The following is a 15,143-nucleotide window of genomic DNA, read 5'->3' as shown; positions in this document are numbered from 1 at the left end:
CCGTGACCGAACTCGGCCGAGCTGCCACCGAGCACGCCATCGACATCCCCGGTGCCGACGGCACCCCCCTGACGCTCTCCTGGGGCGCCGCGACCGACGTCGGTCGGCGCCGTGACCACAACGAGGACAGCTACCTCGTCGGCGCGCCGTTCTTCGTCGTCGCCGACGGCATGGGCGGGCACCTGGCAGGGGACCGCGCGAGTGACGCCGTCGTGCGCCGGCTCGACCAGGCGACGGACGGGCCCTTCACCACCCGGCAGCACATCCAGAGGGCGCTGCTCCTCGCGACCGCGGACATCGAGCGCGCAGCGGGTGGCAACGCCCTCGGCGCCGGCACCACCGTGACCGGCGTGGCACTCGTCGCCGCCCAGGGACAGCCGGCCGCGCTCGTCTTCAACGTGGGCGACTCGCGCACGTACCGCATCGAGGGCGGCGCGCTGCACCGTGTGACCGTCGACCACTCGGTGGTGCAGGAGATGGTGGACGCCGGACTGCTGCGTGCCGAGGACGCCGAGCAGCACCCGGACAGCAACGTGATCACCCGCGCGGTCGGGTTCGGCGAACCGCCCGAGCCGGACTGGTGGACGCTCCCGTTGCGCGCGGGGGACCGGTACGTCATCTGCTCCGACGGGCTGACGAAGGAGCTCGGCGACGCCGGTATCGCCCGCATCGCCGCCCGGGTGCCCTCTGCACAGGCCCTCGCGGAGCGGCTGGTCGGCGACGCCGTGGTGGCGGGCGGGCGTGACAACGTGACGGTGGTCGTCGTCCAGGTCGACGGCGCACCAGCCGACGCCGACGTCGAGGACACCCTCCCACGCCACTGAACACCTCCCCCCCCGAAGTGGGGGATGGTCGCTGTCCACAGGGTCACCCGCACGGCCTGGGCGTCCTGCGGGGCTTCGTACAATGACCTGGCCGCGAGGAAGGAACGGCCGACGGTCGGCCGGGGAACAGGAGGAGGCACTTGGCTCGACGCCTGCCGTCCGACCCGCCTGTCATCGCGGGGTTCAGTCCCGTGCACGTGCTCGGCTCGGGTGGCTTCGCCGACGTCTTCCTGTACGAGCAGGACATGCCGCGGCGCCAGGTCGCGGTGAAGGTGCTGCTCGACGAGGTCGTGGACGACCGGGTGCGCCAGATGTTCCAGGCCGAGGCGAACCTGATGGCACGCCTCAGCACCCACCCGTCGATCCTGACCGTCTTCCAGGCGAGCATCGCCGCCGACGGCCGCCCGTACCTCGTGATGGAACTCTGTTCCTCGTCGCTCAGCGAGCGCTACCGACGTGAGCCCGTCCCCGTGTCCGAGGTCCTGGCGATCGGCGTCCGGATCGGGTCCGCGCTCGAGACCGCGCACCGCGAAGGCGTGCTGCACCGGGACGTCAAGCCGTCGAACATCCTCCGCACCGCCTACGGTGCTCCCGTCCTGTCGGACTTCGGCATCGCGGCGACCATCGGCAGCGCCGCTCCTGACGAGCCCGTCGGCATGTCCATCCCGTGGTCCGCGCCCGAGGTGCTCGGCGACGAGTCCCGGGGCTCGGTCCAGTCCGAGGTCTACTCGCTGGCCGCGACGGTCTGGTCGCTGCTCGCGGGCCGCAGCCCCTTCGAGGTGCGCGGTGGGGCGAACTCGGCGGCCGACCTCATGGACCGCATCGACAAGGGCGGCGTGAAGCCGACCGGACGCACCGACGTGCCGCCCTCGCTCGAGCGGATGCTCGCGACGGCCATGTCGCGTCGGGTCGCCGCCCGCCCGGCGACGGTGATGGAGTTCGTCCGCGGTCTCCAGCAGGTCGAGGCCGAACTCGGGCTCCCGCAGACCCCCGCGGACGTCGCGGTCGAGGCCTGGGCGGTGAGCACGCCGTCGTCGGACGGCGACCGGACCGTCGTGCGCGAGCTCCAGGCGCCGTCACGGGTCGGTGCTCGTCGGCGGGTGCGTCGTCCCGTGCAGGGCGGGACCTCCGTCGGGGTCCAGAGCGTCGGCACGGTGCACCGCACCGGATCGGTGACGCGTGCCCGGCGGCGCAGCCGGTCCGCCTTCCTCTGGGCGGGTTCGGCAGGGGCGTTGGTGGTCGCGGCACTCGCGGTGGTCACCGTCCTGCTCGTGACCCGGGTCGGGACCGCGGCCATCCCGACGGTGTCGGACGTCCGTACGCAGGCGGGCGCGGACTCGGTGTCGTTCAGCTGGGCCGACCCCGGACTCCGGACCGGTGACACCTACGTCATCACCTCCGGCGGCGCCACGAGCCAGCAGACGGGCACGACCTTCGTGGTCTCCGGGGAGCCGGGCGCCGAGGAGTGCATCACCGTGGCGGTGAACCGCGACGGCAAGACCGGGACGACGAGCGCAGAGCAGTGCGGCACGATCGGCGGTGCAGGGTGATCCGCACGTTCCTCGCCAGGCACCGCTCAGCAGCCGTCTCGGTGGGGGCGTCCGTCGTGGTGGGAGCGGTCGTCGCGACGGCGGCCGTCGTGTCCACCGGCTACCACACCCAGCGTGTCGACCTCGGCGACGGCACGGTGTGGGTCCCCTCCGCCCAGTACGGTGCCGTCGGTCGGGCGAACACCGGAGTGCTCGAGCTCAACACGGCGGTCGAGACCCCGGGCGACGACCTGTCGGTCCTGCAGCGCGGCGCGGACGTCTACAGCGTCGACGGCACGAAGGGCACGGTCTCGAAGGTCGACGTCGCGGACGCGACCGTCGGTGACGCCGTGACGCTGCCCGCCGGGTCGCCGCAGGTCTTCCTCGCCGGTGACACCGCGATCATCGGGAACGGTGACACCGGTGAGATCTGGGCGACGCCCACGGCGGACCTCGCCGACTTCGACGTCGCGACGGAGGCCGACCTCACCCTCGGCGCGGACGCGGTCTTCGACACCTCCGACCGCCACGTCGCGGTCTACTCGCCGCGCACGGGACGGGCGTCCCTCGTCGACGTGGCCACCGACCTGACCGTCGACCGACGGTGGGACGTCCGCTTCGACCGCGACCACGACTTCCAGGTCGCCTCGTTCGGCGACCACGTCGCCGTGCTCGACCGCACCACCGGTCAGCTCTCCGTCGACGGCGACACGATCGACCTGGGGGACCGAGTGGGCGACGCACCGGCCCTGCAACGGTCGTCCGACGCCTCGTCCGACGTCGTCGTCGCCGGGACCGCCGGGCTGGTCCGCGTGTCCGCCTCCGGGCAGGTCGACCGCACCGCGCTCCGGGTGTCCGGTCGCGCCGCGCGCCCGGCCGTCGTCGGGACGTGCACGTACGCCGTGTGGGCCGGGGGCCAGGCGATGGACTCCTGCCGCGGCTCCGGGCTGCAGCAGCTCGCCAGGACCGCGGACAGCGAGGACCTGCAGATCGTGCACAACGGCGAGACCGTGGTGGCGAACGACCCGCGGTCCGGACGCTCCTGGGCCATCGACCGCAGTGGGCAGCTCATCGACAACTGGGCCGACCTGATCGAGCAGGACGACGAGCAGCAGCAGGAACGGGTGTCGGACGACGACCCCGAGGTCGACAAGGACCAGAAGCCGCCGGTCGCGGTCGACGACGACCTCGGTGCACGCCCGGGCCGGACGACCAGCCTCCCGGTCCTGCTCAACGACCACGACCCGAACGGCGACCCGCTGGTGATCAGCGACGCGGGCAGCGTCGACGAGGCCGCCGGGAGCGTCGCGGTGGTCGGGGACGGGCAACGCCTGCAGATCACCCTCGCGGACGACGCGCGGGGCACGCTGTCCTTCCCCTACACGATCACGGACGGCAACGGCGGGTCGGACTCCGCGACCGTTCGGGTGACGGTCCGTCCGGGCGCCGAGAACGAACCGCCGCGACAGGTCCGCAGCACCTCGGCCGACGTCGTGCAGAACGGGCACGTCGTCACGAACGTGCTGTCCGACTGGGTCGACCCGGACGGCGACCCGGTGTACCTGGAGTCCGCCACCGCCGACGGCGACCAGGTGTCGACGACCCCCGACGGCATGCTCGACTTCCGGAACGCGAGCGGCCGCACGGGCGAGCGGTCCGTGCAGCTCGTGGTGAGCGACGGGCGCGACCGCGGCCGCGGTGCGATGACGGTCCGCGTCGCGGAACAGGGGAGCGTCCCGCTGCACGCGGACCCGTTCGCCGTGCAGGGGTACGCGGGCAAGGCCTTCACGGTCGACCCGCTCGAGCACGTCCGCGGCGGCAACGGGACCATCACCCTGACGAGCGTGTCGTCCGCCGCCGGGCTGACCGTGACCCCGGCGTACGACGCCGGCACCTTCCGCGTGCAGGGCGCAGGCGCGGGCGACCACCAGCTCGAGTACACCGTGACGGACGGGACGAAGACCGCGAGCGGCGTCGTGCGCGTCACCGTCCTCGCGCCGCCGGATGCCTCGACCCCGCCGATCACCACGCCGAAGACCGTCTTCGTGAACACCCTGTCGACGAAGGACACGGACGTCACCGCGACCGACACGGACCCGGCGGGCGGGGTGCTCATGGTCACGGCGCTCGACGGGCCGGAGCAGGCGAGCGGCGTCCAGGCGGACATCCTCGACCAGCACGTGGTGCGCGTCACGCTCACCGCGCCGCTCGAGGGTCCGGTCTCCTTCCGGTACACCGAGTCGAACGGGCTCGCCACCGCGACCGGCACGATCACGGTCGTCGAGATCCCGAAGCCCGACCGGATCCAACCGCCCGTGGCCCAGGCGGACACGGCCACGGTCCGGGTGGGTGACGTGACGGAGATCGACGTCCTCGCCAACGACACGCAGCCCGAGGGCGAACCCCTGACGCTCGACCCCGACCTCGTGCAGAACGTGCCGGGCGACGGCGGCCTGCTCTTCGTGTCCGGTGACCGGCTCCGGTACCTCGCGCCGGACACACCGGGCAACCACACGGCCGTCTACCGGGTCGCCGGGCCCGACGGCCAGTACGCCGACGCCACGGTCTCCATCTCGGTGCGCGAGCGGGACGCGGCGACGAACAACCCGCCCGTCCCGGAGACCGTCACCGCTCGCGTGGTCGCCGGGCAGTCGGTCCGTGTGACCGTGCCCCTCGTCGGCATCGACCCGGACGGTGACTCGGTCCAGCTCGTCGGCGTCGCGGACAACCCGGACAAGGGGTCGGTGAGCGACGTCACGTCGGACGCGCTGACGTACGACGCGGGTGACTACTCGGCCGGCACGGACGAGTTCAGCTACACCGTCGTCGACGCCGTGGGCGCCCGTGCCACGGGGACGGTGCGGCTCGGGATCACCCCGCGTGCCGAGCAGGCGGCCAACCCGGTGGCGGAGGCCGACCACGTCACGATCCGGCCCGGCGGATCGGTGACCGTCCGGGTCCTGCAGAACGACTCCGATCCGCAGGGGGGCCAGCTCTCGGTGGCCGCCGCCGAGCCGACCGCGGCGGGCGTGACCGCGGAGGTCCTGCACCGGAGCCAGATCCGGGTCACGCCGCCACGCTCCGCGACGGAGGGCGACTTCGCCGTGCTCTACACCGCGGCGAACCCGAGCGGCGGGTCGAGCACGGCATTCCTGACCGTGACGGTGGACCGGGACGCCCCGCCCCTCCGTCCCGAGGTGGACGACACGACGCTCGACCTGCAGGACATCCTGCGTCGCCAGAGCGTCACCGTCGACGTGCTGCGGAACGTCTTCTTCGCCGAGGGCTCGACCGCGCGGCTCCGGGTCGGCGTGGTGGACGGCTACGGCGACACAGCACGGGTCACTGCGGACCGTCGCATCACGGTCCAACTCACGGACTCGTCGCAGGTGATCCCGTTCTCGGTCGCCCGGACGGACCACCCCGACGTCGTGTCGTACGGGTTCGTCCACGTGCCCGGGTTCGACGACGCCCTGCCGCAGGTCGACCGCAGCGCCGGGGTCGTGACCGTGAAGAGCGGGGCGACGGTGCGGATCCCGCTCGACCGGTACGTCGTCACGGCGAACGGTCGGACCGCCGAGCTGACCGACCGCGGCACGGTGAAGGCCACGCACGCGAACGGGCAGGACCTGGTGGTCGACCGCTCGACGCTGCAGTTCACGTCGTCGAAGCTCTACTACGGCAACGCCTCGATCTCGTTCGAGGTCACCGACGGGTCGAAGGCGAACGGGGGCAAGGGCCGGGTCGCGACGCTCGCACTGCCGATCACGGTCACGCCACGCTCGAACCAGCCGCCGGCGTTCACCGGGTCCACGCTCGACATGCAGCCGGGGGAGTCGCGGACCATCGACCTCACGAAGCTGACCGACTACCCGTACCCGGACGACGTGCGCGAACTGCGGTACTCCGTGGTGAGCCGGCCGGGATCGGGGACGACCGCGACGGTGCAGGGGCAGCGTCTCCGGATCACCGTCGCCGAGACCGCGAGGAAGGGCACGGCCGCGTCGATCGGCGTCGGGGTCGCGGACGACGCGAACGCCGGTCGTTCCGGCGTGGTGCAGGTCGGCGTCGTCGGGTCGACCCGACCGCTCGTGCAGCCGGGGGCCGACCGTGCCGTGGTGGAGCGGGGCCGGACGTCCACGATCGACGTCCTGGCGAACGACGAACCCACGAACCCGTTCCCGGACGAGCGACTCCGCGTCGTCGCGATCCGGGGCCTGTCCGGCGGGCTGCCGCCGGGGGTCAGCGTGACGCCGAGCGCCGACCGGACGCGACTGCAGGTCGCGGTCTCCGGGCGGGCCGAGCCGGTGGACGCGCACCTGCAGTACCAGGTCGCGGACGCCACCGACGACCCGAGCCGCTCCGTCTGGGGCGACGTCACGATCTCCGTCCAGGACGTGCCGGACACGCCGGGTGCGCCGAGCCGGACGGGTACGTTCCAGGGCGGCCAGGCGACGCTGTCGTGGTCCGCTCCGCGGGCGAACAACGCGGCCATCACGGGCTACCGGATCCAGGGGAGCAACGGGGTCACGAAGGACTGCGGCACGTCGACCGTGTGCACGATCACCGGACTCGACCCGGCGGCGTCCTACCGGTTCTCGGTCATCGCGCGGAACGCCGTCGGCGACTCGGACCCCTCCGCCACCTCGGCACCGATCAGTGCGGACTTCGTGCCGGCGGCGCCGAAGGGGCTGCGCGTGGCACCGAGCAGCGCGACGCCGAACCAGCTCGACGTGACCTGGGGAGCGGTGAACACGCCGAACGGCGGGTCGCCGGTGTCGAACTACGTGGTGTCCGTCGACGGTCCGGGCCTCTCGACGACGCGGAACGCGGGCACGGCGACGAACGTCTCCTTCTCCGGCGCGCAGAGCGGTGCGGCGTACACCGTGCGCGTCTCCGCCCGGAACGCCGCCGACCGCGACGGCAGTCCCGTGCAGTGGAACGAGGCGTCCGCCTCGGGCTCCGCGGTCGGTGCACCGGCGACGCCGCAGTTGAGTGCCACTGGCGAGCAGAGCGGGGCCACGACGGCCGTCACCCTGCGGGCGTCGGAGTCCGACTGGGGCGGCGGGGGTGCGAGCTGGCGGATCGCCAAGTACGCGAGCACCACCCCCGTGCCCTCCGGCTGCTCGACGGCCGGAGCCGTGGAGGTCTGGAACGAGTCGACGGCGTCCGACCGGATCTCGAGCCAGTACCGGTACGTCGCACTCGCGAGCAACGGCCTCTTCTGCACCGCGTCGCAGCCGGCCAGCGTCCAGGGCTACCAGACGCCGGACGCTCCCACCGGGACGATCGAAGCTGTCCAGGACGGGGAGACCTCTCCGAACTGGGACATCCGCGTGACCGCGAAGCCGACCTCGGAGTACCTGTACTACTCGGTGAACGGCGGAGCCCCGGTGCGCTTCAGCGGGGCCGCCTCGCTCGGCGCTGGGTCCGGCTACGGCATCCAGACCAGCGTGGTGTTCACGGCGTGCGCGACCGACGGGCAGTACTGCGCGTCGGGCGGACCGGTCTCCGACACGGCCTTCACCACCCGGGCGAGCGTCGTCAGCGCAGTCGTCGGCCAGGCGCCTGTGATCAATCCGCCGGACAACAACGGGCGGTTGGTCCCGGAGCCGGAGGACTACCAGATCTCGTACTGCCGACCGCTGCTCGGCTGCTCCGACACGAACCCGGCGACGAACGCGCCGTGGACGACGACCGACCCGGTGCCCGAGGGCTCCTCCTCCATCCGGGTCAAGGCGACCGTGAAGGGTGAGCAGGACCCGGTCGGCGCCACGAAGGACGTCACCACGCCGGACACCGGCGCGACCGACCCACCGCCCGGTACCGGCACGAGCGACCCGGGCGCGGGCTAGTGTCACGACCCGCAACGATCCTGCCCTTCGAGAACGAGGACCCCACCGCATGAGCATGACCCCCGAGCAGGCCACCTGGTTCGCCGACGTCGCCGGCCGCATCGTGACCAACGTCGAGCAGGTGCTCCTCGGGAAGACGTTCGTGATCCGCCTCGCCGTGACGGCCATGCTCAGCGAGGGGCACCTGCTGCTCGAGGACGTCCCGGGCACCGGCAAGACGAGCCTCGCACGGGCGATGGCGCAGAGCGTGCAGGGGACGACGAACCGCATCCAGTTCACCCCCGACCTGTTGCCGGGCGACATCACCGGCATCAGCGTCTACGACCAGCGCGCGCAGGAGTTCGACTTCCACCGCGGCCCGGTCTTCGCGAACATCGTGCTGGCCGACGAGATCAACCGCGCCAGCCCGAAGACCCAGTCAGCGCTGCTCGAAGCGATGGAGGAGGCCGCGGTCACGGTCGACGGCGTGAACCACCGACTCGCGGCACCCTTCATGGTCATCGCGACGCAGAACCCCGTCGAGCAGGCGGGTACCTACCGCCTACCGGAGGCGCAGCTCGACCGCTTCCTCATGCGCACCTCCATCGGCTACCCCGACCACGCCGCGACCGTACGCATCCTCGAGGCCTCGTCGGCGCCGTCGGCGTCGGTACCGCTCGCGAGCGTCGTCCCGGCGGCGACCGTGACCGAGATGGCGGCGCTCGCCCGCATAGTCCACGTCGACCCGACCATCGCGGACTACGTCGCCCGCCTGGTGGACGCCACCCGCGCGGCGAGCGAGGTCCGTCTCGGCGTCAGCGTCCGTGGGGCGATGGGCCTCGTGCGTGCCGCCCGCGTGTACGCCGCGGTGCAGGGCCGCCACTACGTCACCCCGGACGACGTCAAGGCGCTGGCGGTGCCGGTGCTCGCCCACCGCCTCGTCCTCGACGCCGAGGCGGAGTTCGACGGCGTCAGCGCCACGAGCGTCGTCGCGCAACTCCTCGTGGAGACGCCGCCGCCCGCCGACCGAGCGGTGTCGTGACCGACCGCCGCCCGACGGCCACGCGATCACGGCGCGACGTCACGCGGTCGCGGCGCGGGACGACCGTGTCCGAACGGACCAGGACCGTCGCCGGACTCACCAACGTGCGGACCCGCCTGGTCGGGGACCGCGACGGCGTGGCCGCCGACGCCGTCGTGGGCGCGGCGAAGGCATGGGCGTCGGCCGGGAGGCTCGTCCGCCGCGGGTGGGCGGAGGTCGCGTCCGTGGTCACGGGCCTGGGTTGGACGGTCGCCGCCGTCACGCTCCTCGCGTTCGTCCTCGGGTACCGGTTCGGGCTCCGCGAGGTCGTCGTGGTGGGCTTCGCCGGCGCGGTCCTCGTCGTGGTCGCCGGCATCGCCCTGATCGGGCGTTCCCGGCTGGTCATCCGGATGCGGCTGCCGCAACGCCGCGTCGCCGTCGGCGACGAAGCCGGTGTCGTGGTGACGGCCCAGAACCCCGTGCGCCTGCCCTCCGTGCCGACGAGCGTCGAGGTACCCGTCGGGAGCGGCCTGGTCGACGTCGCGATCCCGGCGGTCGCGCCGCAGGGCGTCTTCGAGCAGCAGGTGCCGGTCCCGACCGTGTGCCGGGGCGTCCTCGACGTGGGCCCGGTCACCGGGGTGCGCGCAGACCCGGTCGGGCTGGTCCGCCGAGAGGTGGTGTGGACTGCCCGCGAGCAGGTCATCGTGCACCCGCGCACGATCGCGATCCCGTCGACGAGCACGGGCCTCGTGCGCGACCTCGAGGGGCAGGCGACGACGGACCTCTCACCCGCGGACATCGCGTTCCACGCGATCCGTGAGTACCTGCCCGGCGACGACCCCCGCACGATCCACTGGAGGTCGACGGCGAAGTCCGGCTCGCTCATGGTCCGGCAGTTCGAGGACACGCGGCGCTCCCACCTCGTCGTCGCCCTGGCGACCGGTCGCGGCGAGTTCGCGGACGACGACGAGTTCGAGCTCGCGGTCAGTGCCGCTGCCTCGCTCGGCACACGGGCGGTGCGGGACGGCCGCGACGTCTCGGTGGTCGTGTCCGAGCGCACCCCCGAGTACGCGAAGCGGCCGGTGTACGCCGTGCAGGGGCTCCCGACGGTCACGCCGACCCGCCTCCTCGACGAGTTCGCGACCGTCGGTCTGTCCGACTCCTGCCTGCCGATCGCCGAGGTCGCCCGCATCGTCGGCACGGACACCGCCGGGATCTCCGTCGCGTTCCTGGTCGTCGGGTCGTCGGTCGGGCTGCCGGCGCTGCGGCTCGCGGCGACGCGGTTCCCGGTCGGGGTCGAGGTGGTCGCGGTGACCTGCGAGCCCGAGGCCCAGCCACGGTTCCTCCGCGTCGCCGGGTTGACCGTCGTGACGATCGGCTACCTCGACGACCTGCGTCAGGCGCTGCACCGATCGGCGGCGGCAGCGTGAGCGCGACGTCGACCCCGCCCTCGCGGAGCCGGACGCGGCGGGCGGCGCGGCGCTCGGACCGTCGTCGAGCACCCCTGCGGCTCGCGGGCGGGACGCTCGTCGTCTGGCTCCTGCTCGCGGTCGCGAGCACGTCCTGGTGGCCCGTGCACCGTGACGGTGCCATGGTCGGTGCCGGGGTGACCGCCGTGATCGCCGGTACCCTGGTCGCACTCGCGGGCACCACCGCCCGACTGCCCGCCGTGGCGGTCGGCGCGTCGACCGTCGCCGTGTTCGCACTGACCGGTGTGCCGGCGGCGGTCCCCGAGCAGGCCGCCGGTCTCCTGCCCACCGGACCGGGACTCGTCGACCTGTTCGCCGGCGTCGCCCTCGACTGGAAGCGACTGGTGACCATCAGCCTGCCGGTCGGGTCCTACGAGTCGTTGCTGGTGCCGTACTTCGTGACGACGCTCGTCGCGACCGTGGCGTCCGTCAGCGTGGCGACCCGCGCCTCCCGGCCGGAGCTCGCCAGCATCCCCGCCCTCGTGGTGTTCGCGGCTGGTGTCGTCGTCGGGCCGAGCCGTCTGGACGTCTCGGTGGTGACGGCCGTCGCACTCGGCGGGATGGCGCTCGTCTGGGCGCTCACGGTACGGCACGCCCGGCGCGCCGTCTCGGTGGCGACCACGGTCGGCGCGAGCGTCCCGGTCTGGCGGTCGGTGGTGCGTCCCGCGGTCGTCGGGACCGGGACGATCCTCGCCGCGGCGGTGGTCGCGACCGGGCTCGGACTCGTCGCGCCGCCGTCCGTCGGGCGCACGGTCGCGCGGACCGACGTCGTGAAGCCGTTCGACCCACGCGACGAGGTGAGTCCGTTGAGCGCCTTCCGATCGTACGAGGAGCCCGACGCAGCGGATGCGCCGCAGCTGCGCGTGACCGGGTTGCCGCAGGGCGGGTTCGTGCGGATCGCGACCCTGGACACCTACGACGGCGTCGTCTACCGGGTGGGCGGTGACGACGGGTCCGCGGCGTCGGGGACGTTCGAGCGCGTCCCGACGACGGTCGACGTCAGTGGCATCCGGGGGAGCGACGTCGAGGTCGGGGTCGACGTCGACCGCTACCGCGGTGTGTGGCTGCCGACGGTGGGCGACCTCGAAGCGGTCGCGTTCCGGGGGAGCGACGCGGCCCGCGACCGTGGTGCCTTCTTCTACAACCGGTCGACCGGCACGGGCGCGGTCGTCGGCGGGGTGGGTGCGGACACCCGTTACGACCTCGACGCCGTCCTGCCGGACCAACCGAGCGACGACCAGCTCGCGACGGCCCGGCCGGGCCCGGCCGACCTCCCCGCGCCGACCGGTGTGCCGGACGCGGTCCGGGAACGCGTGGACGCGACGACCGCCGACGCGGGGACCGACGGCGCGAAGCTCGTGGCGGCGATCGCGTCGTTGAAGCGTTCCGGGTACGTGAGCCACGGTGTCGGTGACGAGCGGGCGAGCCGTTCCGGGCACGGAGCCGACCGGATCCAGGAGCTCCTGACGGCACCGCTGATGATCGGCGACCAGGAGCAGTACGCCGTCGCCGCCGCGCTCATGGCCCGTGAGCTGGGGTTCCCGTCGCGGGTCGTGATGGGGTTCACCCCGGGCGGTGACGCGGGCGGCGCGACCTCCGGCGGCGGCGCGGGCGGAACGACCACGCTGCGCGGGTCGGACGTCACCGCACGGGTCGAGGTGGACACCGCCCAGTGGGGCTGGGTCATGGTGAACCCGAACCCGGTGGTGCGGGAGATCCCCGACGAGCAGGACCAGACCCCGCAGCCCGTCACCCGACCGGAGACGATCGTGCCGCCGCCGCCCGTCGAACAGCAGGACCAGGACCAGCAGGCTCCGCCGCAGAGCGACCGGGACACCCCGCCGGTGCAGCCGCTGTGGCTGCAGATCCTGCTCGCGGCGCTGCCGTGGGTGCTCGCGACGCTCGGCTTCGTCGCCCTCGTGCTCCTGCCGTTCGCCGTCGTGGTCGCGCGCAAACGCCTGCGGCGGCGGCGACGACGGCGTGCCCCCACCCCTCGGGCGCGGGTCGTCGGCGCGTGGGACGAGTACCGGGACGCCCTGGTCGACCGGGGCCACGAGGTCGGTCGTGCGGCGACGCGGCGTGAAGCGGTCGCCGGTGCTCCGGGCGAGGGCGGCGCGGGACTGGCGGCGCTGGCCGACCGGAGCGTGTTCGGACCGGACGACGTCGACGACGGCACCGCCGACCGCATGTGGGCGGCCAGCGGCGCGGCCATCGCCAGCCTGCGGCAGGGACGGAACCGGCGGGAGCGGTGGCGAGCCGCCGTGTCGCTCCGGTCGCTGCGGAGCGGGGCGGCGCGACCGTCCGGTCAGCGGCAGGGGCGTACCGCGCGGACGACGGGTGTCGCGGTGCTCGACCACCGTGACCAGGGTCGTCGCGGGCCCCGGGACTACGATGGGCCGGAGGCCGGCGAGCGTCGTGGACGGCCGAGTGAGGACAGAGGCGAACCGTGATCACATGCGAACACTGCGGATCGATGCTGCCCGACGGGGCGATCTTCTGCGGTGAGTGCGGGCGGTCGGTGAACGTCTCGGCGAACCGCCGGCCCGCTCCGGCGGCGCCCGTCGACGACACACCGCCGCCGCCACTGCGTCAGCCGGACCGGCAGGGCCGACACCCCGACCCCGCGTCCGAGGCCTGGCTGCCCGAGGCGACGCTCGACCCCGCCACCCGTGCCTGGCTCACCGGCGAGGACCGGCAGCGAGGGCACGCCGGCCCCGCACAGGACGGGCGTCAGTCCGCCGATCGTCAGTCCGCCGAGCAGCCGCCGGCTCCGGTGCAGGCGCCGGCGCACGTCAACGCCGCACCCCACCGCACCACGGACCGGGCCGAAGCCGGACCCGTGACGGGCGGACGCGCAGGAGATCCGACGCCGACCGGTGCCGGGTTCGCCGACCCGGAGCCGCCGCTCGACCCCGACGCCTACCCGGCGTCACCGGACGACCCGGTGACGGTGACGGACACGCAGCAGACCACACCGCCGCCGGACCGGCCCTCGCACACCGGTCCGGTGCAACCCGTCACGCCCCGTGCCGACTCCTCCCCGAGCGGACCGGAGCGACCGGCGGAGGACGTCGGTGCACGACCGGCAGACCCGGAGACCGCACCGCCCGCCGACCGGTGGGGCGTGCCGGCATGGAACCGGCCCGCGCCGCAGGCACCCGTCCCGCCCTCGCGACCGTCCTGGTGGGTCGGACGCGGTGCCACCGAGGCGGAACCGCCCGTGGGCGAGGAACCACAGGACGTCGACACGAACGCGGACCAGCGGCCGCGGCCCGGGGACACGGCGGCGGTCGAGCCGCTCGTCGACCGCCGTCCGGCACCGACCCCGCTCATCGCACCGGGCAGCGGTCCCGCGACCTGCCCGGTGTGCGGGCACACGCTCGAACCCGACGACATCTTCTGCGCCGAGTGCGGGGCCGTCCGCCCGACGGTGACCGCCGCGTTCACCGGGCCGGTGGTGCCGCTGCCGATGGCCCGGCCCGACTGGGCCGCCGACGAAGAGGCGCCCGACGAGGCGCCGAGCGGCGAGCTGCCGAGCGACGAGGAGCCCGACGAGGCGCCGAGCGACGAGCTGCCGAGCGACGAGTTGCCGAGCGACGACCTGGGCGGCGAAGCGGAGCAGCCAGACGCAGGCGGCGGAGTGGCCCCGGTCGCCGGTGCACCGGTGCAGGGTTCCTCGCCCGCCACGGGCGACGACGTCCGGGCCGGGCAGGTCGACCCGGTCGCACCGGGCGAGGACCCGGTCCGGACCGCCGCTCGCGACGCTCACGAGAGCCTCGACACCACCCCGCGCACGCCCACCCTGCGCACCCGTCCACCGGGCCGACGGGCCCACGTCGCGACCATCGGTGACCCCGACACGGCGGTCCCGTCCGCTCCGGTGTCGCCGACCGTCCCGTCCTCCGCGCCCCTCGCCGGTGCGGACGGCGCTCCGTCCGTGCCCACCGCGGCACCGCTCCCGCCCCTGCCGGGGTCGACCGGTCCGGTGCTCCCGGCAGTCGGACGGGCGCAGGTCCCGTCGAGCGGCGAGACAGGGTTCGACGACGAGGAGGACGTCGAGGAGACGCGCATCGTCGCCGCGAACACGACGAACGCTCCGTTCGTGCTGCACTTCAGCACGGGTGAGCGTGCCGCCGTCCGGGGCACCGGACTGCTCGGACGTCTGCCGCGCCCGCAGCCGGGCGAGCGGTTCGAGGACCTGCTGACGGTGCACGACCCGGGCAAGTCGGTGTCGAAGACACACCTCGAGCTCGGTCGTGACGGTGACGACCTGTGGGTGTCCGATCGCTTCTCCGGCAACGGCACGGTGATCCGCCACATCGACGGCAGCATCCGCCGGTGTGAACCCGGACGTCGTTACCGCGTCGAACGTGGAGCGCGCGTGGACATCGGGGAGCAGTTCTTCCTGGTGCAGTGACGTCCCGTCCGGGCTCGGGGCCGCCCTGGCGTGCCGCACGTTCCTGCAC

The 15,143-nt window shown here is 73.7% G+C and carries 7 protein-coding genes; all 7 read left to right on the top strand.

Annotated features, from left to right (window positions below):
• The first annotated feature begins 2 nt into the window (after window positions 1-2).
• The 7 genes from DEJ23_RS02225 to DEJ23_RS02195 all read left to right on the top strand — a co-directional run bounded on the left by DEJ23_RS02225 (window position 3) and on the right by DEJ23_RS02195 (window position 15,094).
• Window positions 3-824 carry a PP2C family serine/threonine-protein phosphatase gene (locus DEJ23_RS02225; RefSeq protein WP_258375212.1) on the top strand — a complete coding sequence of 274 codons (822 nt, stop codon included), beginning with the start codon at window positions 3-5 and terminating at the stop codon, window positions 822-824.
• A gap of 140 nt (window positions 825-964) precedes the next feature.
• Window positions 965-2,374, top strand: coding sequence for a serine/threonine-protein kinase (locus DEJ23_RS02220; protein WP_111238599.1), 1,410 nt, complete (start codon window positions 965-967; stop codon window positions 2,372-2,374).
• Window positions 2,371-8,208, top strand: a complete 5,838-nt coding sequence (locus DEJ23_RS02215; RefSeq protein WP_111238598.1) for an Ig-like domain-containing protein — start codon at window positions 2,371-2,373, stop codon at window positions 8,206-8,208. The genes DEJ23_RS02220 and DEJ23_RS02215 overlap by 4 nt, the downstream gene beginning before the upstream one ends.
• Window positions 8,209-8,257: 49 nt before the next feature.
• The gene (locus tag DEJ23_RS02210) at window positions 8,258-9,229 is read left to right on the top strand and encodes a MoxR family ATPase (RefSeq protein WP_111238597.1); all 972 of its coding nucleotides are present in this window, start codon (window positions 8,258-8,260) and stop codon (window positions 9,227-9,229) included.
• A 65-nt stretch (window positions 9,230-9,294) separates the two neighbouring features.
• The gene (locus DEJ23_RS02205) at window positions 9,295-10,638 is read left to right on the top strand and encodes a DUF58 domain-containing protein (protein ID WP_258375211.1); all 1,344 of its coding nucleotides are present in this window, start codon (window positions 9,295-9,297) and stop codon (window positions 10,636-10,638) included.
• The gene (locus DEJ23_RS02200) at window positions 10,635-13,127 is read left to right on the top strand and encodes a transglutaminase domain-containing protein (protein WP_111238595.1); all 2,493 of its coding nucleotides are present in this window, start codon (window positions 10,635-10,637) and stop codon (window positions 13,125-13,127) included. Before DEJ23_RS02205 ends, DEJ23_RS02200 begins: the two co-directional genes overlap by 4 nt.
• On the top strand, window positions 13,124-15,094 hold the full coding sequence (locus DEJ23_RS02195) for a zinc-ribbon domain-containing protein (RefSeq protein ID WP_375342256.1): 1,971 nt from the start codon (window positions 13,124-13,126) through the stop codon (window positions 15,092-15,094). The genes DEJ23_RS02200 and DEJ23_RS02195 overlap by 4 nt, the downstream gene beginning before the upstream one ends.
• The last annotated feature ends 49 nt before the right edge of the window (window positions 15,095-15,143 follow it).

Source organism: Curtobacterium sp. MCSS17_008 (assembly GCF_003234185.1).
GTDB lineage: Bacteria > Actinomycetota > Actinomycetes > Actinomycetales > Microbacteriaceae > Curtobacterium.
The sequence above is the reverse complement of the archived record's forward strand: the minus strand, read 5'-3'. Positions and strand labels throughout refer to the sequence as shown.